The sequence below is a fragment of the Altericista sp. CCNU0014 genome, from assembly GCF_044923475.1.
Taxonomy (GTDB): Bacteria; Cyanobacteriota; Cyanobacteriia; order Thermosynechococcales; family Thermosynechococcaceae; genus JAAURS01.
Genome location: NZ_CP137338.1, coordinates 4245128 through 4269695, shown reverse-complemented (window position 1 = coordinate 4269695; position 24568 = coordinate 4245128). Strand labels below are relative to the sequence as shown.

The 24568-nt window shown below is 52.6% G+C and carries 24 protein-coding genes; 14 read left to right on the top strand and 10 right to left on the bottom strand.

What is annotated here, in order from left to right; translation table 11 throughout:
* The first annotated feature begins 99 nt into the window (after positions 1-99).
* The gene (locus R6H26_RS20370; protein ID WP_404785062.1) at positions 100-699 is read left to right on the top strand and encodes a hypothetical protein; all 600 of its coding nucleotides are present in this window, start codon (positions 100-102) and stop codon (positions 697-699) included.
* Positions 603-1475, top strand: coding sequence for an energy-coupling factor ABC transporter ATP-binding protein (locus R6H26_RS20365; RefSeq protein ID WP_404785060.1), 873 nt, complete (start codon positions 603-605; stop codon positions 1473-1475). The genes R6H26_RS20370 and R6H26_RS20365 overlap by 97 nt, the downstream gene beginning before the upstream one ends.
* Here R6H26_RS20365 and R6H26_RS20360 read toward each other — a convergent pair.
* The 3 genes from R6H26_RS20360 to R6H26_RS20350 form a co-directional block, all read right to left on the bottom strand.
* On the bottom strand, positions 1472-2275 hold the full coding sequence (locus tag R6H26_RS20360; RefSeq protein WP_404785058.1) for a response regulator transcription factor: 804 nt from the start codon (positions 2273-2275) through the stop codon (positions 1472-1474). The two genes, R6H26_RS20365 and R6H26_RS20360, sit on opposite strands and share 4 nt — an antisense overlap.
* 231 nt (positions 2276-2506) lie before the next feature.
* On the bottom strand, positions 2507-2737 hold the full coding sequence (locus tag R6H26_RS20355; protein WP_404785056.1) for a high light inducible protein: 231 nt from the start codon (positions 2735-2737) through the stop codon (positions 2507-2509).
* On the bottom strand, positions 2734-3741 hold the full coding sequence (locus R6H26_RS20350; RefSeq protein ID WP_404785054.1) for a succinate dehydrogenase/fumarate reductase iron-sulfur subunit: 1008 nt from the start codon (positions 3739-3741) through the stop codon (positions 2734-2736). The genes R6H26_RS20355 and R6H26_RS20350 overlap by 4 nt, the downstream gene beginning before the upstream one ends.
* Positions 3742-4248: 507 nt before the next feature.
* Between R6H26_RS20350 and R6H26_RS20345 the strand changes: the two genes are divergently transcribed.
* The 3 genes from R6H26_RS20345 (at position 4249) to R6H26_RS20335 (ending at position 6546) form a co-directional block, all read left to right on the top strand.
* The gene (locus R6H26_RS20345) at positions 4249-4638 is read left to right on the top strand and encodes an AbrB family transcriptional regulator (RefSeq protein WP_404785053.1); all 390 of its coding nucleotides are present in this window, start codon (positions 4249-4251) and stop codon (positions 4636-4638) included.
* 254 nt (positions 4639-4892) lie between these two features.
* Positions 4893-5900 carry a DNA polymerase III subunit delta gene (gene holA / locus R6H26_RS20340; protein WP_404785052.1) on the top strand — a complete coding sequence of 336 codons (1008 nt, stop codon included), beginning with the start codon at positions 4893-4895 and terminating at the stop codon, positions 5898-5900.
* A gap of 181 nt (positions 5901-6081) precedes the next feature.
* Entirely contained in the window at positions 6082-6546 is a 465-nt protein-coding gene (locus R6H26_RS20335; protein ID WP_404785050.1) for a DUF4168 domain-containing protein, read from the top strand.
* Positions 6547-6600: 54 nt separating this feature from the next.
* On the opposite strand, the gene R6H26_RS20330 is transcribed toward R6H26_RS20335, so the two are convergent.
* Positions 6601-7317 carry a TIGR02281 family clan AA aspartic protease gene (locus R6H26_RS20330; protein ID WP_404785049.1) on the bottom strand — a complete coding sequence of 239 codons (717 nt, stop codon included), beginning with the start codon at positions 7315-7317 and terminating at the stop codon, positions 6601-6603.
* Between the two features lie 138 nt (positions 7318-7455).
* On the opposite strand from R6H26_RS20330, the gene R6H26_RS20325 reads away from it, so the two are divergent.
* Entirely contained in the window at positions 7456-8331 is an 876-nt protein-coding gene (locus tag R6H26_RS20325; protein WP_404785048.1) for a DNA/RNA non-specific endonuclease, read from the top strand.
* A gap of 229 nt (positions 8332-8560) precedes the next feature.
* On the top strand, positions 8561-10645 hold the full coding sequence (fusA, locus tag R6H26_RS20320) for an elongation factor G (protein WP_404785046.1): 2085 nt from the start codon (positions 8561-8563) through the stop codon (positions 10643-10645).
* A gap of 87 nt (positions 10646-10732) precedes the next feature.
* Here fusA and R6H26_RS20315 read toward each other — a convergent pair whose 3' ends face one another.
* The 4 genes from R6H26_RS20315 to R6H26_RS20300 form a co-directional block, all read right to left on the bottom strand.
* The gene (locus tag R6H26_RS20315) at positions 10733-11863 is read right to left on the bottom strand and encodes a T3SS effector HopA1 family protein (RefSeq protein WP_404785045.1); all 1131 of its coding nucleotides are present in this window, start codon (positions 11861-11863) and stop codon (positions 10733-10735) included.
* A gap of 95 nt (positions 11864-11958) precedes the next feature.
* On the bottom strand, positions 11959-13146 hold the full coding sequence (locus tag R6H26_RS20310; protein ID WP_404785043.1) for a phosphotransferase family protein: 1188 nt from the start codon (positions 13144-13146) through the stop codon (positions 11959-11961).
* Positions 13147-13265: 119 nt separating this feature from the next.
* Positions 13266-13547, bottom strand: a complete 282-nt coding sequence (locus R6H26_RS20305) for a hypothetical protein (RefSeq protein WP_404785041.1) — start codon at positions 13545-13547, stop codon at positions 13266-13268.
* A gap of 86 nt (positions 13548-13633) precedes the next feature.
* Entirely contained in the window at positions 13634-13891 is a 258-nt protein-coding gene (locus R6H26_RS20300; protein WP_404785039.1) for a hypothetical protein, read from the bottom strand.
* 421 nt (positions 13892-14312) lie between these two features.
* Between R6H26_RS20300 and R6H26_RS20295 the strand changes: the two genes are divergently transcribed.
* The 4 genes from R6H26_RS20295 (at position 14313) to R6H26_RS20280 (ending at position 20490) form a co-directional block, all read left to right on the top strand.
* Positions 14313-14690 carry a transposase gene (locus tag R6H26_RS20295; RefSeq protein WP_404785037.1) on the top strand — a complete coding sequence of 126 codons (378 nt, stop codon included), beginning with the start codon at positions 14313-14315 and terminating at the stop codon, positions 14688-14690.
* A gap of 21 nt (positions 14691-14711) precedes the next feature.
* Entirely contained in the window at positions 14712-17744 is a 3033-nt protein-coding gene (locus R6H26_RS20290) for a peptidase domain-containing ABC transporter (protein WP_404785035.1), read from the top strand.
* A 20-nt stretch (positions 17745-17764) separates the two neighbouring features.
* Positions 17765-19663 (top strand): response regulator, encoded by a 1899-nt coding sequence (locus tag R6H26_RS20285; protein ID WP_404785033.1) that lies wholly within the window; start codon positions 17765-17767, stop codon positions 19661-19663.
* A 77-nt stretch (positions 19664-19740) separates the two neighbouring features.
* Entirely contained in the window at positions 19741-20490 is a 750-nt protein-coding gene (locus R6H26_RS20280; protein WP_404785032.1) for a peptidylprolyl isomerase, read from the top strand.
* 8 nt (positions 20491-20498) lie between these two features.
* Here R6H26_RS20280 and argB read toward each other — a convergent pair whose 3' ends face one another.
* Together argB and R6H26_RS20270 are read right to left on the bottom strand one after the other, a co-directional pair.
* On the bottom strand, positions 20499-21398 hold the full coding sequence (gene argB, locus R6H26_RS20275) for an acetylglutamate kinase (protein ID WP_404785030.1): 900 nt from the start codon (positions 21396-21398) through the stop codon (positions 20499-20501).
* A gap of 205 nt (positions 21399-21603) precedes the next feature.
* Positions 21604-21954, bottom strand: coding sequence for a winged helix-turn-helix transcriptional regulator (locus R6H26_RS20270; RefSeq protein WP_404785029.1), 351 nt, complete (start codon positions 21952-21954; stop codon positions 21604-21606).
* A gap of 120 nt (positions 21955-22074) precedes the next feature.
* On the opposite strand from R6H26_RS20270, the gene R6H26_RS20265 reads away from it, so the two are divergent.
* The 3 genes from R6H26_RS20265 to R6H26_RS20255 all read left to right on the top strand — a co-directional run bounded on the left by R6H26_RS20265 (position 22075) and on the right by R6H26_RS20255 (position 24533).
* Positions 22075-22809: a glucose 1-dehydrogenase gene (locus R6H26_RS20265; RefSeq protein WP_404785027.1), complete on the top strand. Its 735-nt coding sequence runs from the start codon at positions 22075-22077 to the stop codon at positions 22807-22809.
* Positions 22810-22883: 74 nt separating this feature from the next.
* Positions 22884-24098 (top strand): MFS transporter, encoded by a 1215-nt coding sequence (locus R6H26_RS20260; protein WP_404785026.1) that lies wholly within the window; start codon positions 22884-22886, stop codon positions 24096-24098.
* 24 nt (positions 24099-24122) lie between these two features.
* The gene (locus R6H26_RS20255) at positions 24123-24533 is read left to right on the top strand and encodes a DUF29 domain-containing protein (RefSeq protein WP_404785025.1); all 411 of its coding nucleotides are present in this window, start codon (positions 24123-24125) and stop codon (positions 24531-24533) included.
* Positions 24534-24568 lie beyond the last annotated feature (35 nt).

Here is a 24568-nt window from a genome sequence, read left to right as displayed (position 1 = left end):
TTTAACCTTAAATGACTCAGACCCAGCGTAGCCCAAAATTCACCAGGGAACATAGAATGCTGTTAGGCCCTTGAATCACTGTTCCTTCTTAAATTTGCGATGAAGATGCCGACGGTTCCGTTAAAGGGAGACGTTTTTGTCCCCAGTACGTTCGAGGTTTCGCCGTTGGTGCGCGTTGCCCTCTGGAGCTTATATCTTGCTTTGACGATGCCGCTTCCTTTTTTGGGAAGGCTCAACAGCGTAGCAAACCCCTCAGATAGTCAGATTTCTATGCTTTGGCTGGGTCTGGGGTTGGTCGGCGGTGGCGTTCTTCTGCAGATGGTTCTGAGCGAGCGAGTTCGTTTGGATGACTTGGGGATTGCCGTTTGCTATCCCTGGTGGGTGCCGGTACCGCTGCGCCGCGATTGGTCTCTAGCGTGGTCTGACATTGAGGATTTCAAGGCGCGCTCTACAGGGCAAGGCGGGCTTGTTTATTATCTGGTGTCGAAGGACCGCAGTGGGTTTCTGCTTCCGATGCGGATTGTTGGATTTAGCCGCATGCTGAGGCTGATCCAGATTAAGACAGGGATCGATACGAGAGATGTCAAGCCCTTGGCTCAGCCTTGGATGTATGCGACGTTGCTGGGAGTGGCGGGATTGTTGGCGATCGCCGATCTCTGGGTCATCTGGACGGTGTTAGCGCAGGCTGGGCAGGGTTAGCGCGCTGCATGGAGCAACTCAACTCAAGCGAGACCGTCTCAGAACTGAGACTAGAGCAAGTCAGCGTTGTCAGCCATCTAGGCCATACCCGTCTCTTAGATCGCATTTCCTTTGCCGTCGATCGGCCCGGTTGCAAGATTGGGATTGTCGGTGCCTCGGGAGCCGGTAAGACGACACTGCTAAGGCTCCTCAATCGCCTTGCAGAGCCTTCAGAGGGCCAGATTTTTTGGCGGGGTCAGCCCCTCAGTCACTATCCGGTGCCATCGTTACGCCAGCAGGTTATGTTGGTTCCCCAAGAGCCTCAGCTTTTGGGCATGACGGTAGAGCAGGCACTGGCTTACCCGCTCCAACTCCAGGGATTTCCTCCAGCGGAAGTGGCGGCGCGAATTGAGCGCTGGGAGCAGCGTCTAGATATCCCGGAAGAATGGCGATCGCGGTCCGCTTTGGAGCTGTCAGCAGGCCAGCGCCAATGGGTTAGTTTGGCCCGCGGGTTCGTCGCGCAACCCCAACTCCTGCTGCTCGACGAACCCGCATCGTCGCTCGATCCCGGCAAGACCGAACTGCTGATCCGCGTCCTCGGACAAATCGGCGGCACCGTCGCGATCGTGAGCCACCAGCTCGCAATGATTCAAAAACTGTGCGATCGCATTCTTTGGATCGATCGAGGCCAATTGCGACAGGACAAGACGCGCCTGGAAATGGACTGGGAAGAGGTCCAGAGCGTACTTTCCAAAAAATCAGCAGCAGCAGTCTCCGATTGGAACGATTTTGACTAGCCGTGGGAAGCCTGAGGAGAGGCTTCCTCTCGGTACCCGAAGCGCCGCTCCTCGCGAGCGACCGCAGATTCTTCAGCCGCTTTTGCCTCGCTCCAAGGGCGAGACGGTTTATTGTTGGTCAAAAATTCAAGGTTAAGCCGATAGCCGACGTTCCGAACCGTTTGAATGAGCTGGGGCTGTTGCGGGTCGAGCTCGATCTTTTTACGGAGGGAGAGAATATGCGTGTCAACCGTGCGGGGATTGTCGATGTTGTCTGGCCAAGCTCTCTGCAGTAGCTCCATCCGGCTCATGGCAAGGCCTTCAGCTTGGGCTAAGACGTACAGCAAGCTGAACTCTTGAGGGGTTAAATCCATCAGCTCGTGGTTGTAATGTACCCGCCGCTGCACTAAATCGACGCGCAAGTCGCCGTAGCGCAGCTGCACCGGCAGAACAGAGCGGCACCGACGGCTCACCGCCTCGACCCGAGCCAAAAATTCCTGAATCCCAAAGGGCTTTTTGAGGTAATCGTCCGCACCGGCCTTGAGCGCGCTGACCACGTCTAGCTCGCCAACCAGTGCCGAAAGCATCAAAATGAGGGGCCGCTGTTGCCGGTGCAGCCAGCGACAAAATTCCAGGCCATCTCCGTCGGCCAAATCGGAGTCTACAACGACCAAATCGGGTTGTTGTCGGTAGTACACTTCTCGCGCCTGCCGCACTCCAGATGTTAGATGAACCGTGTATCCAGTTTGCTGTAAGTGCCAGCCGAGGAGCGATCGCAGATGCGGGTTGCCCTCAACGATTTGAATGTGGATAATGCCCACTACATCCAACTTCCTTCATAGATTTGGAACCCTCGATCCTTAAACTAACAAAAAAAAAACAGACTTTCGGTAGTTGCGGTTACTTAAGTATTGCGCTTGAAGTCAAGATCCTAATTTGTATCGCTTGAAAAACAAAGCATCTCATTGCGATCGAAGCGGTTGAGTTTCAGCGTCTAACCGCGCCTCGATCGACATTGTTGGCACTGCACTCGTGCCGTCGCTCGGTGGCGATTATAGGCCCAGCCATGACAAAAAGCTTTGATGGGTAACCGCTTCTAAAAGCAGCAAAATCGCTAATCCAATCATTGCAAAACGACCGTTAATTTGTTCTGCATAAGCAGTCCATCCCAATTTGGGTTCTGGTCGAGCTAATTCCGAACCCGAGCGTTTGTTTGCCTCAGGTCGATCGGGATTCTGAGAAGATGGGTCCACAGCAAACAATCCTTTCATCAATTGCGTCATGATTTTCGCACTTTAATTGACTGGATGAGCGCCCTCACGGATGAAGTGCCCTCAGATGGCTCGAACTTCAGTGGAAACTTGCCTTTGGCGATCGCGCGCAGCCCCAAAGGGACCAAGCTCCACAATCCCTTTAAATCGCGAAAGCGGTTGCCCACCACATTCAATCCAAAACGTCGCTCGTCAATCCATCCCCCTCGAGCGACGAGGTCGAGCAAGACTCTACGGTGGCGAACCGCGCGTATTTCTGCGCTGGTTGTCTCGGCCAAGCGTTGGGCCTTAATTCGAGCGATCTGGTCGAGAGGAGCAACATCCATGGGACAAGCCGTATTGCAGTTAAAGCAACGCGTGCATCCCCACACCCCCGATAAATCTTGCGTGTACTTGGCAACGCGCTCGGAATGGCTGTCGTCGCGCGGATCGATCAGAACGCGATAGGCCTTTGCCAAAGCATGAGGTCCGACAAATTCTGGCGTTACGGACTTGGCATTGCACTCGGAATAGCAGGCCCCGCACATAATACAGTTGCCCATTCGATCGAGTGCCGCGCGTTCTGAAGGGAGCTGCAAAAATTCTCGCTCTGGAATCGCCCGCGCGGCAGTACTGACGTAGGGATCGACCTGCGCTAGATTTTCCCAAAACGGACCCATTTCTACGACCAAATCTTTAATAACCTGGAAGTTTTGCAAGGGCTGAATTTCAATCGCAGGGGTTAGGTCGTCGCGATTTGGGCTGTCAGGCATGGCAAGCGCTAAAGCAGCTTGCTTCAGCTCTGTTTGTACGGTTTGTTTGCAGGCCAAAGCCGGTCGACCGTTAATGCGCATGGCACAACTGCCGCAAATGGTATTTCGACAGTTTTTGCGAAACGCAAGCGAGCCATCCTGTTCCCATTTAATCTGGTTCAAACATTCAAGAATGGTAGTATTAGGACTCGCCTCCAGAAGGTAGGTTTCAACCCAGGGCGATCGCTCCGTACTTTGACGCTGAATTTGAAAGCAAATTTGCATCGTTCGATTATCTCTACAAAATTAAATTAACGTTCCTTCCTCAAACGCGCGCGGAGGAGAAGGGCAATATTTTAACGGATGCGGTTGTTCTTCCTCGATCGAGCTTCAGCTTATCAGTGCCTTATCCAAGTACTTCGGATCGAACGAATGGAAGATTTGTCTCCCATTTTAAAAGAAGCTCCGCCCCAATGGAGAATGTTAGGCTATTTCGTTGGATTTCTTAAAAACTTTAGAATCAAATCCGAGAGCCATCCCGTTAGACGTCTATCTGCGCGCTTCGAAAGATCGTCGCGATCTTAAGTTCTATCGTTTTCGCCTAGGGACGTCAAAAAATAATTAGATTTCCTTCAAAATTAGTGTCTAAATTTGTTTGCTTGAGAGAATAGTTTGCTAGACTGAGCGTAAGAAGAAGTCGAGAGTTCTGAGTGTTATGCCTAAAGCTAGACTCAGGATGTTCGTTCGTTTAGCACTGTTCTTGCCCGCACAATATAAAAGGACGTTTTTTAGATGACAGCTGAAACAGAAACAGTCCCTTTAACAGGGAAAGCACTACTGCAAAAAGTTAAAGAGCTTCAACACCTATCCCGTCGCGAAAAGGCTCGTCAATGCGGCTATTGTAGCGTCACTAAAAGCAACCAGACCCGCGTTAATATTGGCGATTTCCTGAATGCTATTATTGAAGCGAAGGGGATTCCTCTCAGCCCGGAAAGAAATAAGGACGGGCGAGGGCGCGAGCCGACCTATCGGGTTAGCGTTCACAGAAACGGACAAATTGTAATCGGGTCTACTTACACGCTAGAAATGGGTTTGAATCCAGGTGATGAATTTGAAATCAGGCTGGGCTACAAGCACATTCACTTGATTCCAGTGACTGAAGACGACGCGGGAGAAGATTGAGCTTTGGAAAGGCATAAATTTCTCAAGAACCATCGAACCTGGATCGATTTGTAGAACGTGCGGCTCGATCTCATCGCTCGTCCAGTTTTGCGACAAGGTGGATACCTGCGGCATAATTAAGTCTTTAAAACGTTCGGTAGCGAGGAAAGAAATGGAATTTACAGGTGCTGGGGCAGGCGTTACTATTTTCCTCATTTCTGCTGCCGCTTCTTGCCACTCGACCTCACTGCGATACTGAGGGAGTAGGCCGCGCCATGCCTGTTTACTTGTTCTGGGGAGATGATGAATTTCGCCTGCAAAAAGCAGTGCGAGCGCTGATAGAACGCGTCCTCGATCCGACTTGGAAAAGTTTTAATCTCGATAAGGTCGAAAACGGCAGTTCGACGGAGTCGCTCGTGCAGGGCCTCAATCAGGCGGTGACGCCACCTTTCGGGCAAGGGGATCGCTTAGTATGGCTGGTCGACCCTCCTTTGAGCGGGCAAGAATCATCAGTATTTCTGACGGAGCTCGAACGCACGCTGGCGGTTTTGCCGGCAACGTCTCACCTGCTTTTTACCTATGAGGGTAAACCCGATGGTCGCAGTAAAATCGCAAAATTATTGCAGCAGCAGGGCGTTGTTGAGGAATTTGCCCTTGCTCCTCCTTGGAAAACCGATCTGATTCGGAATGCCGTTCGGCAATCGGCTCGACAGATGAAGCTACCCATGACGGATGCGGCGCTGGATTTGCTCGCAGAGGCGGTGGGCAATGATACTCGTCAGTTGTATAGCGAACTCGAGAAGCTCAAGCTTTACGGGACTCAGTCTGACGGCTCCGTACGAACGGTCGATCCCGCAATGGTGGTGGCCTTGGTGGGTACCACACAGCAGAGCAGTCTGGAACTGGCGAACTGGGTGCGGCAAGGGTTGCCGGATAAGGCGCTCGGTCTGGTGGAGGATTTGTTGCGCCATAACGAGCCTCCGCTGCGGATTTCGGCTACTTTGATCAAGCAGTTTCGGACGTGGCTTTGGGTGAAGCTGATGCAGGCGTCTGGAGAGCGGGACGAGCGGGCGATCGCGAAGGCAGCAGAGATTGCCAACCCAAAACGCGTGTATTTCTTGAGTCAAGATGTAAAGGCGCTCTCTTGCGCTCAACTCCAGCAGACATTGGTCATTCTAATGGAGCTAGAAGCGGCCTTAAAGCAGGGGCAAGAGGCGAAAGGGACGTTACAAACCAAGGTCATCGAGCTCTGTCGAGCCTGCCAACCCCCCCGATCTGTCTAATACAATCGTGTTTGGGAAATTGGCGATTGCCCCCTGAAGTCAGCCTTGAAAAGAAGGCTCGGACCGCGCGATAATTCTGTCGGAGATTAAGTTTTTCAGACATTTTCAGGAACTTCTGACCAGAGACCCACTTCAATATAAATAGAAAGACTGAGCTTTATTGCCTGAGTGACCGGCTAACATGATCCATTCTGCATTGTCGCGCTCCATCGCTTCTGCTTCTGCTGCTCGTGGATGGGGAATTCTTTTACTTGCGTGCTGTGCATGGCTAACTGGCATCGTGCCGACTTGGTCGGGCCAAGGAGTTGCGCAGATAACCTGGTCTTCGGCAGTTGCCGCCCAATCTGCCAGTAAAATTCGCAGCTACGCGGAGGCGGTTTTAGAAATCGAGCCGTTGCGCCGTAAGGCTTACAAGGACGTCAGGCGGATGATGAACGGCAATCTTCCCAACGATGTCTGTCGGCAAGATCGACTTCCCAGCAATGTCAAGTCCGTTTGCTCGTCTTTTTTCGATGAGTCGGCTAACATCATCCGCAGAAACAATCTTTCCATTGGCGAGTTCAACGAATTGACTCAGCGCAGCCAATCTGACTCGGGCTTGATGAATTTGATCCAGCAGGAACTGGTCCGGCAGCAACAGCGCTAGCGAGGATAGGAGCCATCCCGCTGAGGGTGCAGTTTCCAGGACGGGCCAATTGTCCTAGCGGCGATCGTGAAATTCAATTCGGCTGCCCCGGAGGCTGACATCGTAGCGCTGGAGAAAATCTTGACCCAATAGGCCCATTTCCATGTCTGGCCCCGCGATCGCGACGGGGATCTGGGTGGCCGTGAGACCTCCGACCGTGACTGCCTTGAGGAACGCAATTGGCATCTTCGTGGAGCCGTTGGCCGTCTTAAAGGTAGCGTATTGGGTGATCTGAGCAGTACCGATCCCTAAAGCGGCTGCCATCGGTCGAGTGATGGTTGTAATGCTAGCACCGGAATCGACCATCATTTCAAACGTTTTGCGCTGGTTGAACATCACGTCGATCACGGGCACGCCGTTGCTGCGGCGCTTAATGGGCACTAATCCTTGAGGTTGGGCGGCGGTTTGAAGCTGAGTCGGTTTAGAAACGCTATTGCGCGAGAGCTGTTCTAGTTGGGCGCGGTACTGCTTGAGCTGACTGGCTTGACCGGGCACCAGTGGAATCAGCCGATCGACAATTTGTACGGCAGACGCCCAGTTGCTTTGGGCTACTGCTGCTTGGAGCTGTTGCTCTAACTGCGAGACAGAACGCTGGCCCCAAGCGGGTAGGACTGACAAAATGACAGGCAAAGTCAACAGCACCAGCCAAGGCCGACGGGCTTTAAAGGGCCGAATTGCCAGGATGCTACTCTCCGGTCGCGCTTTTTCTGTTGCCTGTTCTGAAAAACTCATTACGCCCAAACGCTCCAGTAAAACAACAAAGTAAACCCAATATCTTTGGTTTTAGAGTACCCACTTTAGCGGACGATAGTACCTAGTCATCGTTTTGTCAGCGCTTTAAGGGCAGGACTTTAAACTCGATCCGACGCTATGGATATCATTTTCCGAATTCAACGTTTTTGCGTCAGGCTGAGACGGCTGTTGCTGAGTTTTCTGCCGATCGCCGTTTTGTGCGGGAGCTGTCAGTCGATAGTGCAAGCGCCCCCATCGGGTAGCATTCATTTGATGTTGGGCAATCCCAGCCATGGGACCTCCCTCGCGGCAGATCGCTATCACCTGTTTCTCCGGCCTCAGTACGCGCTGCTCTACGATCGCGCCACTAACACTCCCGCTTGGGCGAGCTGGCAGCTCAATGCATCTTGGCTGGGCACCCTGGACCGTCCTGCCTTCACCCCCGATCCCGACCTGCCGCCGCGCTGGTACAAAGTAACGCCCCGCAACTATACGGGGCGCGGATTCGATCGGGGACATATCGTGCCCGCCGCCGATCGCAACCGCACGCCCGCAGACTCTGCGGCGGTATTTTACATGACCAACATTGCGCCGCAAGCCCCGGATAACAACCGGGGGCCGTGGGAAGATTTAGAAAGCTACTGTCGTACTTTAGCGAGGTCGGGGAAAGAGCTTTATATTATTGCCGGAACGACTGGAAAAGGAGGAGTGGGGACTGCGGGGGCAGCAACGGAAATCGCTTTACGTCAGGCGTCCGCAGACGCCACCATTACCGTGCCTGCCGCCTTTTGGAAGATCGTCGTTGTCAACGATCGACCCGGACTGGGACCGAGCAGCATCACCCTCAAAACGCGGGCGATCGCAGTTTTAATCCCCAACCAGCAGGGCATCCAGGCAGAACGATGGCAAACATTCCGCACGACCGTTCGGGAATTAGAGCAGCGCACGGGCTACGATTTCCTCTCAAACCTGCCCTCAGAAGTACAAGAAGCCCTGGAAACGAGCGCTCGTTAGCGCGATACGGTCGGATCGAGCCTTCCGGTAGGGACAACCGCACATATCCCCTTTCAACTTTACATCGCGACACTTTACAATTAAAACTGTTGCCCTTAGCAGACACAGAGGTTCTCCGTTCGGCGAGGGCTTAACATTTGAACTGCACATGACGACAAAGGCAATTCTGATTCCCTTTGAGTAACCCTCAAAGACTGTCTGGTTTGTCGCGCCCAATTAGAGAATAGACATGAAAGACCTCACCCGCTATCGAAATATTGGTATCTTTGCCCACGTAGATGCTGGCAAAACCACCACTACCGAACGAATCTTAAAGCTGACCGGAAAAATTCATAAAATCGGCGAGGTGCATGAAGGTGCGGCAACGACGGATTTCATGGAGCAAGAGCAGGAGCGCGGCATTACAATCCAGTCCGCTGCCACCACTTGCTTTTGGAAAGACCATCAGCTCAATATCATTGACACCCCAGGTCACGTTGACTTCACGATCGAGGTCTATCGTTCCCTCAAGGTTTTAGATGGCGGGATTGGCGTGTTTTGTGCTTCTGGTGGGGTAGAACCTCAATCTGAAACCAACTGGCGCTACGCCAATGACTCTAAGGTTGCGCGGATTATCTACGTCAATAAGCTCGACCGGACGGGAGCCGATTTTTTCCGCGTGGTGAAGCAGGTCGAAGATATTCTGGCAGCAAAACCACTGGTGATGGTTTTGCCGATTGGTGTTGAGGACCAACTCAAGGGCGTCGTCGATTTGCTCACTCGTAAGGCTTGGATCTGGGACAACTCCGGCGATCCCATGAATTACACGATCGAAGAAGTCCCTGCCGATATGGTAGATGACGTCGAAGCTTACCGAGAACAGCTTATCGAGCTGGCTGTGGAGCAGGACGACGACTTGATGGAAAAATATCTTGAAGGTGAAGAGCTATCCATCGAGGACATTAAGCGCTGTGTTCGCAAAGGAACCCGCGACTTGGCTTTCTTCCCGACCTATTGCGGTTCGTCCTTTAAAAATAAGGGCGTGCAGTTGGTTCTGGATGCGGTCGTGGATTACCTTCCCGACCCTACGGAAGTGAAGCCGCAACCAGAAGTGGATTTAGAAGGTCACGAAACAGGAAATTTTGCGATCGTGGATCCGACCAGACCTTTGCGGGCACTGGCCTTTAAGATCATGGACGATCGCTTTGGCGCGCTGACATTTACGCGTCTGTACTCTGGCACCCTCTCTAAGGGCGACACGGTACTCAATACCTACACGGGCAAGTCCGAGCGAGTCAGCCGCTTGGTAGAAATGCACGCCAACTCCCGCGAAGAAATCGATTCGGCGCAGGCAGGGGATATTGTGGCGATCGTGGGGATGAAGAACGTCCAGACCGGACATACCCTCTGCGATCCTAAGAATCCGGCAACCTTAGAACCCATGGTCTTCCCAGACCCCGTGATTTCCATTTCTGTGAAACCCAAAACCAAGGGTGGCGATGAAAAAATGGGGATGGCCCTCAGCAAGATGGTGCAAGAAGATCCGTCTTTCCACGTCATGACCGATGAAGAGAGCGGCGAAACCATCATCAAGGGGATGGGCGAGCTGCACTTGGATATTAAGGTGGACATTCTGAGACGAACTCACGGCGTGGATGTTGAGGTGGGTAAACCTCAAGTGGCCTACCGCGAATCCGTGACCAAACGCATTGAGGACAGCTATACCCACAAGAAACAATCGGGTGGTTCCGGTCAGTTTGGCCGCATCGACTATGTGGTCGAACCGGGAGAACCGGGGAGTGGGTTCCAATTTGAATCTAAAGTCACAGGTGGTACGGTACCTCGGGAATTTTGGCCTGCGGTTGAAAAGGGCTTTAAGTCCAGCATTGTAAAAGGCGTTTTGGCAGGTTTCCCTTGCGTTGACTTGAAGTTCACGCTCACGGACGGTTCGTTTCACCCTGTGGATTCCTCGGCGATCGCCTTTGAAATTGCGGCCCAGGCGGGCTACCGTCAGTCCATCCCCAAAGCTGGCCCCCAGATTCTGGAACCCATCATGAATGTGGACGTGTTCACACCCGATGACTACATGGGTGATGTCATTGGTGACTTAAACCGACGTCGCGGCATGATTAAATCTCAGGAAACTGGCCCGATGGGTGCGCGCATTAAAGCGGATGTCCCCCTCAGCGAGATGTTTGGCTATATTGGCGATCTGCGTACCATGACCTCTGGTCGCGGGCAATTCTCTATGGAGTTCGGTCACTATGCGCCTTGCCCTGCCAATGTGGCAGAAGAGGTGATCAAGGAAGCCAAAGAACGTCAAGAGGCGAAGTAGCGGATTGGAAGGGCGCGAGAACTCGCGCCCTTCCGAGATCCCGAACGCATAAAGAATAAAAATCGCAATGCCGAGGACTGCGCGATTTCAGGAATGGATTGCGAAGGAATAACCGTCATCTTCCTCGTGATTGAGGGAAGGGTTGTTGAGGTAAGGATAACGCAGGTCTACCTGATGGTTGCGAAAGCTTTTTAGGATGAAAGCTTCTCGCTCTGAGGAGGAGGTCTTTTTCTGTCTCCAAGCGTCGATCGCTCCTGCGGCAATAATTTGAAACCGATTCATCCCAAAGTTTTCTTGAGGAATAAAGGGATGGAGGGGCTGTTCCGCTAGCGCTAGGCCAGGGACTAGCGTTTTGCTAAACAAGGGAACCTCTGGCCGAAATCGGTCGGCGTGACCGATCCAAAACCGAGCCAGGATGGGTTGAATGGCTTGGTAGTCGCCCTTGTGAATTGTAAGGGTGGCAGCAATACGGGCTTCTCTACACCGTTCTTCGTCGTAGGGAACGGCAAAGGTGAAGGGCAAATTGAGGTCGTTAAGGGCATTTGTGAAATACTGCATGCCGTCGATGACGCCCTCAAGGTTCAGGTTGAAGAAAAGATCGACCCTTGGGGCAGGGTTTGAGCTGTCTTTTTGACACGGTCCCGCGTTGCCGATCGCGACATAGCATCCATTTTCTATACAGTTCGAGGGCAGGCGGATCGATACGGTATTGCCCGCGGCAATGGTGGACGTTTGAAGGTGGCGATCTCCAACGTGCACCGTCAGTCCATCTTTGCGAACGGCAAAAAGCCCGTCCCGCTCTTGACGCAGGACTTGCCACCTAGGGTCAAAGTATCCCTTGCCAGTATTGCGTGCGTGCAGGCGCTCGTAAAAGGGGGAATGCACCCCCAATGCGGCGTTCTGAAATGGCCTATCCTGAGGAGTGGAAAGACTCGCAGCCTCGGCCCTCGGCTCGATCGGGAGGGGATTACCTCCGCCTTCGTACAGGCTAAACAGATAGCTCCCCAGCCGCCATCTTAAATAATCGTCTTGGTGTTGCGTTGAGAGTTGCTGAAGGCTGTTAAAAAGTTCGGGTTCGAGCGCTCGAGGAGTGTAGCGAGAATGACTGAAGTGAAAATTAGGCAGAATCCGAACGTGGTTTGCAATATCCTCTAAAACTTGGAGAACCCGATCTGCGGGAGCATTGAAGGTTCGATCGGTAAAATTCGGTCGTTGCATTGCATTTTGCTGGAGCGTCCTAGGGTCAACTGTCTGATGTTATCGATGTTCGAGCGAGGGAGGTATGGCAATGCTCGGTTGGGTGGGGTATCCCGCTAAGCCGGAATCGGTCGCGCGATCGCTTCTGCACTGGCGATACCCAGAACGTTGAGGATGGATTGCTCTGAGTTGCACAAAAGCGCCTTGGCGACCTGAAGCGTGCAGATACCGGTGTTGTCAAACGGATCGAGTTGCTCTAGCTTTCCTTGAATTCTTTCGATCAGCAGGAGTCCGGTAAACTGCATGACTCGGCTCAAAAAGTTAGGATGTCGCTCTAGAATTTCTGGAAAGCTGGTCGTGTAACTTTTGAGGAGAGCCACCATCGAAGGCTGTAATTTTTCTAAGGGCGTCGTAGCAAGCCGCAGTGCCATTTGAATGTCGATCGCGCGACTGACCACCAGGCTGCGCAACCAAATTTTGAGATAGCCAGACAACACCATTCCCAGATCGCAGGCAGGGTCCCCCCAACTAAAAAACTCCCAATCGATCAGCCGCACGATAGGAGCGGAGTTTGGCGATTCTGCAGGAGAGGTATTCCAACTGAGATCGATCAAAATATTCCGCAGCCCCAGATCGTTATGGGTGAGACAGCACGGATCGAACGTCTCGCAAAGGCCGACCATCGACTGATGCAGACTTTCATAGCGCTGGTAAAGCTTCCAGAACTCAATCCCATCGGTCGAGATTCTGCTAAAAAGACCGGGTCCTACTCGCTCTAATCCCCTTAAAAAATTTGGAGTCCGAACGTTCGCGGAATCTCCAGGAGTGGGAGATTGGGTTAAAAACGCTCGGTAGGATTGGGATGCAAAGGTACTTTTGTGAAGCGTTGCAAGGGTCGTACCGAGAGAGGCGGCGATCGCCGTTGGAAAAAATTGATTTTGGCGATCGGCATAGAACCGAGCGCAGTCGCTGTAGTTCTCAAAATAATTGAGAACGATAATAGAATTCTCTAAATCAAAGTGAACGACCTCTGAAAGCGAAGATTCGAGATGTTGAAGCTCTGGAAAATGTCGAACAAACTCGCAAACGCGCCATTCATGCCAGAGTGCATTGCGCTCGTTCTTCTGAGCGTTCGGACGCTCTTGCTTGACTAGGAGCGATCGTCGATTTCCTAGATTGACCAATAAATTAAAGTTTTTATACTCCTTTGCGGTCACTTGGATCGCCGAACGATCTTCCACCGCACAAAGGTTGAACCGGACGAGATAATCAAATATATTTTCCGAACTCAATAGAAAAGTCATGGGGCGGTTGGCTCTTTCAAATAGAGGCTTGGTTTAGCGCCAGCTCTCATGAATAGAAACGAAGCACCTAATATTCAGGTGCTTGCTGGCAAGCTACAGCAATCTATTGGTAAAAACGCTTAGTTTCCACCGCCGCCCGTGTGACCGCCGCCCGTGTGACCGCCGCCCGTGTGACCGCCGCCCGTGCCACCATCGCCATAACAGCAATAACAATTATTGTTGCTGCTGTTACTGTTGCTGCTATGGCCGCTCGACTTTTTACTCTTACCAGCCTTCTTTCCGCCAAGAGTCATTTTTAGCTCATTTTCTGATAGGTCTTGCATAGAGCCAATAAAGTTTTCAGGATCTGCAAATAAGCCCGAACCGGCAATCCTCAAGTCATGAATAGAAATCTCAGACATATTTATATTTCCCGAGTAAAAAGGGTTTAACAAAGAAACAGTAAAGAGCCAAAGCCCTTTACTGTGCTATACAAAAATTTTGACGTTTAGCAGTGGTATCCACAGCCACAGCCGTAGCCGCCACTGCCACTGCCACTGCCACTACCTTTACCGCTGCCGTAGCCGCCACTGCCACTGCCGCCACCGCTGCCACTGCCGCTACCTCTACCGTACTTTCCGCTGCCTCCTAACGTCAGCTTCAGTTCGTTTTCCGATAGACCTTGCATAGAATCGATGAAGCTCTCAGAACCTGAAAACAACCCAGAGCCTGCAAGTTGCAAATCGACAAGTGTAATATTAGCCATTTTTAGTTCTCCTATTAAAATCAGCCGATCCCCTTTCCACTCTGGAAAAAGACTCGTAATTTATGGAACTGTATGCTGCATGGTATTCACTCAACCAAGATCTATCAAGCCCATTCGAACTCTTTTTCGGACATAAACTCGGACATAAAGACAGGACTCAGTGCCCGCTCGTTGCTTGACATTGCTACGATTCAAGCTTTGGTATATATCCCCTTCAAAGAGTTTTCCAAGGATTTGTATCTATTACGGACTGCGATCGTTTGCTACAGCTTGTTGAGGACAAACAAGCGTCTTACTTAAAAAGTAGTCACGTTGAAAAATTCGCTCCAGCTTGTTTGTGACTTATCTTCTAAGAGGCGGTTAAGATAGCCATATCTGAGACGAAGGGGGCGTAGGGCTATTCTATGGGAGATTTGCTTCAGTGAAACGCCAGAAAAAAACAGCAAAGACCTTGGCTTGGAATATGCAGCCAATCGGACGGCCCAAGGTCATTACAGATGAGTACGTAGCCTATCTAAGTAACTTGGTCAAACAAAGCCCTCAAACTTATGGTTACCCGTTTAAGCGATGGACGGCGGGGTGGTTGCGGTACCACTTAGCCAAAGAGTTGGGTATTGAGGTGAGCGATCGCCACATCAATCGACTGCTTCAGCAAATGGGCCTATCCACGCGAACGGCAAATGCTACGCCAGCCGAGAAGGGGGAGAGTCATCGGTCCTCAAAAATTTTGATTCGGGATCTCAACCCAGCGACGATTCCAGAGTTCAACTGGCCGTTTGTTGAAAGACGTAAAGGTTGAGGGTTGAAAGCGTTTGTGCCAGTGTCAGACTTTAGCGTGCAAATTTGCGAAGCTTTAGGCGAAACCCTTTCTGAAGAAGACCTCGCATTTTGCTTGAAATCCATGCGCCGCACGGAACCGACCGCAGGCCAGATCCTATGGGAAACGTTGGTCGGGCCGGTCGGGCTATACATTATTTTGTCGGGGAGGGTTCGCCTGATCGACGGCGAGGGAAATTTAGTCATTTCTCTGGCCAGCGGTACGCCTTTGGGCGAAGCCTCTTTGTTCCCAGAACTAAACCTACAGCCCTATGGGGTGCGGGCCGCTCGAGGCGCGCAATTGGGATATCTAACCCAGGATTGTTTGCAGCAGCTTTGGCAGCAATACCCGCAGATTCGCGATCGCCTCTGCGAGCAAGCGCGCTATCGAGATCTGCTGCTGTTGTTTTTCCAGCACAAACAGTTTCGAGATTTATCGCGATCGCAGCTATGGGAATTACTCAGCGCTCTCCAGCGCGAAATGCTGGCCCCTGGCACCCATCTCACTGCATTGGCCGACTCCGCGCAGATCTGGCTGATTCGCCAAGGCGAAATAGCGGGGCCATCCGGTCAGCGTCTCCTCAGCGGCAGCTTGTACGGTGCCGAGCGAGGTTCCGGTCGGTGGCAGGTGGTCCGACCGACAGAACTCTATCGCTTGCCGAGCGAAGTCCTCGAGCAGATGCGCGATCGCGAGACATCTGCAGCGCCAAGACAAGCACAGCCGCTGCCAAGTCTGGCTGCGCCAGCGGCAGATACTGCTGTAAGTGCTCCGTTCGCCGGATTCTCTACCCCAGCGACGCTTCCGGCGCTCCCGCAGGATCGGGTACCTCAGGTTTATTTCCCCAGTCCAGCGGTGAAGCTAGGACATTGGTGGCAGCAACTCACCCAACGCTATCCGTTTGTGAAGCAGCAAAGCATGTCGGACTGCGGCGTTGCCTGCTTGGCGATGGTCGGTCGCTACTGGGGCAAGCAGTTTAGCATCCATCAGCTCCGCCCTTTAGCCAACGTCGATCGCGATGGGGCCTCTCTGTTGGGCCTCGTGACAGCAGCAGAAAGTATCGGGTTTGCCACGCGGCCCGTGAAGGGGAGTTTGGAAAGTCTGGCAAAGCAGCCGCTTCCGGCGATCGTCCACTGGGAGGGCAACCACTACATTGCGGTCTACGCCATCAATCGTAATAGCGTGACGGTCTCGGATCCGGCCTTGGGTCGGCGCAAGTTTTCCCGCGAGCAGTTTCAGAAAGGGTGGACGGGCTATACCCTACTACTCCAACCCACCCAAGCCTTTCAGCACGCCCCGGAAGCCCAGTCCAACCTATGGCGGTTTGTCGCGTTACTGAAGCCCTACAAATGGGTCTTTGTAGAAGTATTGCTGGCGTCGCTGCTGATTCAAGTCTTTGGATTATGTACGCCTATTTTTACCCAGATCTTGCTAGACCGAGTGGTGGTGGAGCGCAGCACCTCGACGTTTTTTGCAGCGGGGACGGGGCTGTTAATTTTCAGTCTATTTGGGATATTCATGCGGAGCTTGAGGCGGTATCTCCTGTTTCATACGGCCAATCGCGTCGATTTGTCCCTGGCCGTGGGGTTTATTGCCCATGCGTTTCGACTGCCCCAACGATATTTCGATACCCGCTACGTGGGCGATATTACCTCTCGGGTCGGTGAAAACCGAACCATTCGCCGGTTTCTGTCTAGCGATGCCGTTCTCACCCTCATCGACCTGCTCATGGTATTTGTCTACTTCGGGCTGATGTTTTGGTATAGCTGGCAGTTGGCATTAACGGCAGCGGTGCTTTTTCCGGTTTTGGCAACCGTCACGCTGATTACGACCCCATTTTTGAAGCAGGCGTCTCGCGAGATTTTTAACGCTAAAACGAAAGAAGGAAGCTATCTGATTGAGGCACTGACGGGGGTAACGACGATTAAATCCCTCGGAATCGAGCGACTCGTGCGCTGGCGCTGGGAGGAACTCTTCAATCAATCGATTCGAACGAACTTTTCAGGGCAACTGCTGCGCGAACGACTCACGCTCGTTAATGAGGTTCTGGAAAACACGGGAACGCGGCTCATTTTTTTGTTTGGGGTTTGGCAGGTAATTAACGACCAGCTCAGCATCGGTCAGCTTTTTGCCTTTAACATGCTTCTAGGTAATGTTTTTAGCCCTTTTGAGCGGTTGGTTGCCCTGTGGAACGATTTTCAAGAAGTCGCCATTGCTGTGGAACGCCTCAATGACGTGCTCGATACCCCTCCAGAAGAAGACGAGCAGGCGTTGCGGATGCCCTCGCTACCGCCCGTACGGGGGCACATCGCGTTTCAGCAGGTGACGTTTCGCTATAACGCTGAGAGCGATCGCAATACCTTAGAGAATATTTCCTTTGAGGTGCAACCCGGACAAACCGTGGCGATCGTGGGACGCAGCGGCTCCGGCAAGACGACGTTAGCCAAGCTGCTGCTGGGGCTGTATCCCTTGAACAGCGGTCGGATTCTGATTGACGGTCACGATTTGAGCGCGATTTCCAAATCTTCCCTGCGCCCTCAGGTCGGCGTGGTCGATCAAGAAACTTTTTTGTTTGGAGGTACCATTCGCGAAAATATCTGCCTCGCTCGCCCCGGTGCCACGATGGAAGAGATTCGAGAAGCCGCGCGACAAGCCGGAGCCGATCTGTTTATCAACGAACTTCCCCTCAAATACGAAACCCCCATTGGTGAAGGCGGCGGTATGATTTCTGGCGGACAGCGACAGCGACTGGCGATCGCCCGCGCCCTCTTGGGCAACCCGCGCCTGCTCATCTTAGACGAAGCCACCAGCAGCCTCGATACCGAGTCCGAGCGCATCATTCAGACCAACCTCAAGACCATCCTCAACAATCGAACCACCCTCGCGATCGCCCATCGGCTTTCGACCGTTCGCAGCGCCGATCTCATTCTGGTCTTAGATCGCGGGGTGTTGGTCGAGCAAGGGACTCACGATGAGTTGATGGCCCGTCGAGGGCAGTATTTCTATTTGAATCAACAACAGTTGAACGCTGCCGTTTAATCCGTGGAGCCTTTCATTCGATGGATATGGATCGCGAATTTTTCGACCCCACGATTTCTCCTGATAATGCAGGTCCCGCTCCTGCAACCCCCGCGTCCCACCCCATCCGCATCTTGATTGTGGACGATCAGAATTTTGTGTGCAAAATGCTTCAGTATTCTTTAGCTTCTGTGGCAGATTTTGAAATTGCGGGAACGGCCAATAGCGGCTCGGAGGCTCTGTCCCAAATTGAGGCGCTGCGTCCCGACATTGCCTTGGTAGATATTGAAATGCCCGGAATGAACGGTCTAGACATCACTCGCACGATCGGCGATCGTTACCCCCAGACAAAGGTGCTGATGCTCAGCAGCCATGACGATGAAAACTACATCCGAGATTCGCTCCAAGCCGGAGCGAGGGGCTATCTCTTAAAAAATACGCCGCCAGAGGAATTAGCCCACGCGATTCGGTTCGTACAGCTCGGATATCTCCAGCTGGGACCGGGGCTATTTGAAAAACTGGAACAATACCCATACCCAGTAGCCGTTTCACCCCCTCAGGAAGCCATACTGCCCCTCGCACCATCCATTCGCTCCCTTGCCCCCCAAGATTCGGCACTCCTAGAGCCACCGTCGCACGGCCTCGACTGGTCGGTGGCGACCCACGAGACCATCAACACGCTACCCAAGCTTTGGACGCGGGGCATTCTATACCTGATGCTGGCCTTTACCGTAGTAGTGCTGCCTTGGGCTGCCTTTTCACAGGTGGATGAGGTGGGAACCGCACAGGGTCGCTTAGAGCCTAAAGGCAATACCATTCGCCTAGACGCGCCCGTGGCAGGGACCGTCGCGACAATCCAAGTTAAAGAGGGACAGGCGATCCAGCGAGGACAGCCTCTCATGGAGCTTCAGTCCGATGTGGTGAATGCCGATTTACAGCAGGCGCAGGCTAAATTAGAAGGCTTATTGAATCGACAAACGCAGCTTACGGCAATTAAAGCCGATTTAGAGAGCAGCCTCAGCACCGCAAGACAGCAGGTTCTGGCCCTAGTCGCCAGCCAACAAGCCACTATCGATAAGGTGCAAAAGCAGAAAAGTGCTTTTCAGGAGTCTATCGGACTCATTCGAAATATCCAGGCTAAAGATAAGGCGAGGATCGCACAGCTAAGCAAGCTGAGCGCGCAAGGGGCCATTGCCCGATCGCAGGTGGAAGATGCCGAGCGCATTGCGATCCAGAACGACCAGCAATTTCAGAAGGCTCAAACCGATGTCCAGCAGGCCGAAGCCGAAGTCCAAAAGCAGCGCAAGGAGTACCAGCGGATTTTGCGGGACGGAGAGCTGAGTCTCAGCGACAAAACCAAGCAGGTGAAGGAACTCCAGTCTCAAATTATCGACGCCCAATCTGAAGCAGGCCAAACCAAAAACCTGATTAAATCGCTTCAGTATCAGCGACAGCAGCGGGTACTCTATGCCCCTGCTAGCGGTACCCTTTTTCAGTTGCTCGTCCAGCACCCTGGAGCGGTAGTACAGCCCGGTCAAACCATCGCCCAAATTGCACCCAAGGATGCCCGGCTGGTCCTGAGGGCGCGGATGGACAATAAACAAACGGGTTTTCTCAAGGTAGGGCTACCTGCCAAGCTGAAGTTCGATGCCTACCCGTTCCAAGACTACGGTATCCTGCCGGGACGCGTGAACTGGATTTCTCCGACCTCTAGCCTACCGGCACCGATGGGGTCCCCAACGGCGACTCCTGGGAATACTACCAGCAATTTTGAAGTTGAAATTGAGCTAGCGCAGCCGTTTATTGAGGCTCAGGGCAAGGCGATCGCGCTCAAAGCCGGACAGACTGCCACGGCAGAGGTCATCATCCGAAAGCGGCGAGTCATCGATTTATTTCTAGATCCGTTTAGGAAACTCAAAAAAGACGGGCTGGCGCTGTAGTAGGCGATCCCTGTCCTCGGTCTTAGATTACGATTATTCTCTACGCCTTCATGCCTTCAGACAACCGAATGCCAAAGATGCCGCCCATTTCTCAGGACGAAATCCTTCAGCAGGTCAAATTATCTTGCCAAATGCCAGCGCTTGTCCGAGCCATTGCAGAGCGCAAAATTGTATCCCAGAAGGCTCAAGAGCTAGAACTGACAGTCGAAACAGCCGAGCTCCAAAAAGCTGCCGATAGTTTTCGCTTAAAAAATAATCTAGTGACCGCCCAGGAAACTATAGACTGGCTCGAATGCCACGCTCTATCCTTGGACGATCTAGAGGCGCTGGTCTATCACACGGTGCTCTCGACGAAGCTGGCCGATCGCCTCTTTGCCGATCGAGTAAAACCCTATTTTACGGAACGGCAGCTAGACTACACGCAAATTGTGCTGTACGAAGTAGTTTTGAGCGATTTCGATCTAGCAATGGAGCTGTTTTACGCCCTTCAGGAGGGAGAAATTACCTTTGCGGAGATCGCGCAGCAGTACGCCCAAGAACTAGAAATGAGACGCAGGGGCGGCTATCGAGGTCTGGTGACGCGAAAGGACCTAAAGCCGGAACTATCGGCAGCTATATTTGCGGCAAAACCGCCGCAGCTCCTCAAACCGATCGCCGTGGGCAAACAGGTTTACTTGGTATGGGTAGAAGCGATCGTTTCTCCCGCGTTAACTGAAACGCTGAGATCTCAGATCTTGACGGAGCTGTTTTCGGGCTGGCTGAAGCAGCAGGTGAAGGCCGCAGCACCAACGCTAGATTCAACCCTCAGCCCTAAGATCGTGCCTTAGGGAAAAGCTCAAAATGCGGCTGGGATCCGATTGTTGTAAGCAACAGAACCCACGATCATCGAGCCAACCCCCGCATCGGTAAAGATTTCTAAGAGCAGCGCGTGGGGCACGCGACCGTCGATGACATGGGCGGCTCGCACGCCTTGGGCCAGCGATCGCACGCAACAGCTCACCTTTGGAATCATGCCGCCCGATACCGCACCGGATTTGACCAAGTCGCGGGCCTGATTGATATCCAGCTGGTGAATCAGACTGGAGGGATCGTGGAAATCTTGCATGATGCCGGGGGTATCCGTCAGTAAAATGAGCTTTTCGGCTCCCAAGGCAGCGGCAATTTCCCCGGCGACCGTATCGGCATTGATGTTATACGCCTGACCGTTTTCGTCGGTCGCGACCGTAGACACCACGGGAATATAGCCATTGTCTACCAGGGTTGCAATCAGGTCTTCGTTGATGCTGGTGACTTCGCCGACGAAGCCCATTTCCTCGGACCCCTCGGGTCGCGCCAATATCAAATTTGCATCTTTGCCGCAAACCCCCACTGCCGAACCGCCTGCTTGGTTGATCAATGAAACCAGCTCTTTATTGACTCGCCCCACTAAGACCATTTCCACCACGTCCATCGTGTCTGCGTCGGTGACGCGCAGGCCGTTAATAAACTGAGGCTCGATCCCCAACTTGCCCAGCCAGTGGTTGATTTCCGGTCCGCCTCCATGCACCACCACGGGCCGAATGCCCACGCAAGCCATGAAAACAATATCGCTAATGACTTGCGCTTTAAGGGCGCTATCTTTCATGGCCGCGCCGCCATACTTTACGACGATGGTTTTTCCGACGAAGGCTTGAATGTAGGGCAGCGCCTCACTCAGGACTCGGACGCGATCGTTATTGTTCAGATTGTTGGGCATGAATTCTGTTTGCGCTAAAGGAAATGCTCTAGGCCAAAATCAATCGGGCCAGCAGGGGAGGGGTGCCTTTATGTTGGCGTTTTTCATGATGCCTTATCAGTTTCTCACAAAAAAATGCCTGTCTTCGACTGCGCGCACCTGTCATGTCTCTCGCTGCGCTTCTGCGGGTTGGTTCTTGTTTGGCGGACGTCTGGCGATCGCGACCTTAGCGTTCATCCTGAGTCTCCTTCGCGTGGATTCGCTTTAGGTGTTCTTGACCCCAATCGCAGAGCGGCTGAAGTACGGGAATCAGCGTCCTACCGTAGTCTGTAAACCCATATTCAACTTTGGGCGGCATCACCGAGAGCGTGGTGCGGCTGAGCACGCCGTTTTGCTCTAAATCACGGAGCTGTTGAATCAACATTTTTTCAGTAATCTCCGGTATAAGCCGCTTCAATTCGCTGTATCGCCTTGCCCCATCTTTGAGATGCCACAAAATCAAGAGTTTCCATTTCCCACCTAAGACCTTCAGCGTGGCCTGAACAAATGGGGTGCCATCCGTGGGTTCTACGTTCATTGCAGTGCTGCATTAGGGGCAAATAGAGACTTACAAAAAAGTAAGTACTTCCTAAAAAGTTGGTAGCAGTATACCTTGAGAATTCAAACTTGTCTTTTATCCATTCAAGGAAGAAATTCGATGTCTTCATTAAAGGGAAAAGTAGCCATTGTTACAGGTGCATCGCGAGGGATTGGTCAGGCGATCGCCGAACGATTGGGGCGAGAAGGTGCTACGGTTGCCATTACCTATGCTGGCAATAAGGAGAAGGCAGAAGCGGTGGTGAACGCGATCCAAGGATACGGTGCAGAAGCGCTGGCCCTGCAATCTGACATCAGCAACTTAACAGCCACTCGCACGCTGTTTCAGCAGGTGGCAGAAACCTTTGGCAAAATCGATATTGCGGTGAATAACGTCGGGGTCGCGGTTTACAAACCCACCGTAGATATTACTGAAGCGGACTTTGATAAAGTCTTCGATGCCAATGCCAAAGGAACGTTTTTTGCTCTACAAGCAGCAGCTCAATATCTGAGCGATGGCGGACGCATTATTAGTTTATCCAGCGGTGCAACGCGACAAAGTATTCCCACAGGTGGGGTGTATGCGGCCAGTAAAGCGGCAATCGAGCAATTCTGCTATGCCCTTTCCAAGGAACTCGGACACCGAGGCATTACGGTCAACTTAATTGCACCCGGTGTCACCAACACCGATGGCCTAATCATGCCTGCCGATGCCCTGGACCATTTAATTCAATCCACACCCTTAGGTCGATTGGGGCAACCCTCGGATATTGCAGATGTGGTGGCGTTTCTAGCCTCTAAGGATGCTCGCTGGGTCAATGGGCAAACGATTCAGGTGAATGGCGGTATTTTATAAGCAAAATGAAAGAGATCCGCAATCTGGCCGTTGCCCGAGCAATATAACGATGTGCCCACAAGCTAGGTAAATTCATGTCCAGATCCCTGCCCAGTCCGCAGTCTTGGCTGACAAAAAGTACCCTTCTGTTGGCCAGCAGTCTTACGGTCATGGCGGGCGCGACGGTGTCTCCGGCACTGCCTGCCATGCAGAGCGTATTTGCGTCGGCGATCGCCGATGTCGATACCCGCGCGACGCTGGTCAAGTTGGTCATCACCCTACCCGCGCTTTTTATCGTGATGGGTTCGCCGATCGCGGGGGCGATCGTGGATCGCTTTGGGCGCAAGCCGCTGCTGCTGTTCAGTACCGTGCTGTACGGGTTTGCTGGGAGTTCGGGACTGTACCTGGGTAGTTTGCCTGCTATCTTGGCGGGGCGGGCTTTTCTTGGCATTGCTGTTGCAGGCGTAATGGTGAGTGCCACCACGCTGATTGCCGACTATTACAGTGGCCCTGCGCGTGCTGCCTTCATGGGCTTGCAGGCCGGATTTATGGGTTTGGGCGGCGTTTTGTTTCTGACGTTAGGCGGTGTCTTGGCCCAGCAAAGCTGGCGCTATCCCTTTGGAATTTATTTATTGGCTTGGCTATTGATACCGTTGATTATCGTCTCGATTTGGGAACCCGCCCGCAAGGATGCAACCCTCGATAAAACCGCAGCGACTCCACCTTCATCCATCCCCATAGGGGTTCTGTGCGTTGTCTACGGACTCACGACGCTGAGTCAGATTGCGTTTTATTTGATTCCCGTCCAACTACCTTTTTTCTTAGAAACCTTAGTGAAGGCAGTTCCAACCCAAAGCGGGATGGCGATCGCCCTTTGTACGCTGTTTAGCGCGATCGCCTCGGTCTCCTACGGCAAACTCAAGCAGCGTCTGGAGTTTGTGACTTTTCTGCCGATTATCTTTGGATTGATGGGCATTGGCTATCTTTTAATCGGGCAGTCCGCGTCTTGGGTGCAGGTTTTGGTTGGGTTGGCGATCGCCGGGCTGGGGTTGGGGATTTTGATGCCTAACATGACGGTTTGGCTGAGCGCAGCAGTCCCCGATGCGGTGCGAGGACGCATGTTGGGGGGACTTTCCACGGCAATGTTTTTGGGGCAATTTCTGTCGCCGATCGCGACCCAGCCGTTGACGAAGGCCCTTGGATTGGGCCAGGTCTATGCCATTACTGGCGGAGTGTTGGTCGCGATCGCGTTAGGATTTTCGGTCTTTAAGGATCGAGTTCGCAGCCTTACCCGCAGCAGTCTAGGATAGGGTTGCAGACTTAGGAGCCAATCTATGCAAACTCAGTCGCAACAAACGCTATACGAGCAAGACTTGGCAGCGTGGTTTAACGATACGATTGCCAAGCTCAAAGCCAAAGATTTTGATGCAATCGATATCGATAGCCTGATTGAGGAGATTGAAGGTTTGGCCGGACGCGATCGCCGCGAATTAAAAAATCGACTAAAGGTATTGCTCGTGCACTTACTGAAGCGTCTTTATGTCGATGCCCCTCAAGACTATCGCGGTTGGGAACTGACGATTCAAGAACAGCGCGAACAGTTGAGCGACTTGTTAGAACAATCACCCAGTTTGCGAAACCACCTCATTAAGACTTTCCCAGACATTTGGCAAAGATCTTTGTCTACCGTTCGAGCCGAATATCCAAGCGACCAATTTCCAGCAGAGTGGCAATTTAGCTTGTAGGCGGGAAGCCCCGCGCTCTACCTGTATCCAGGCGA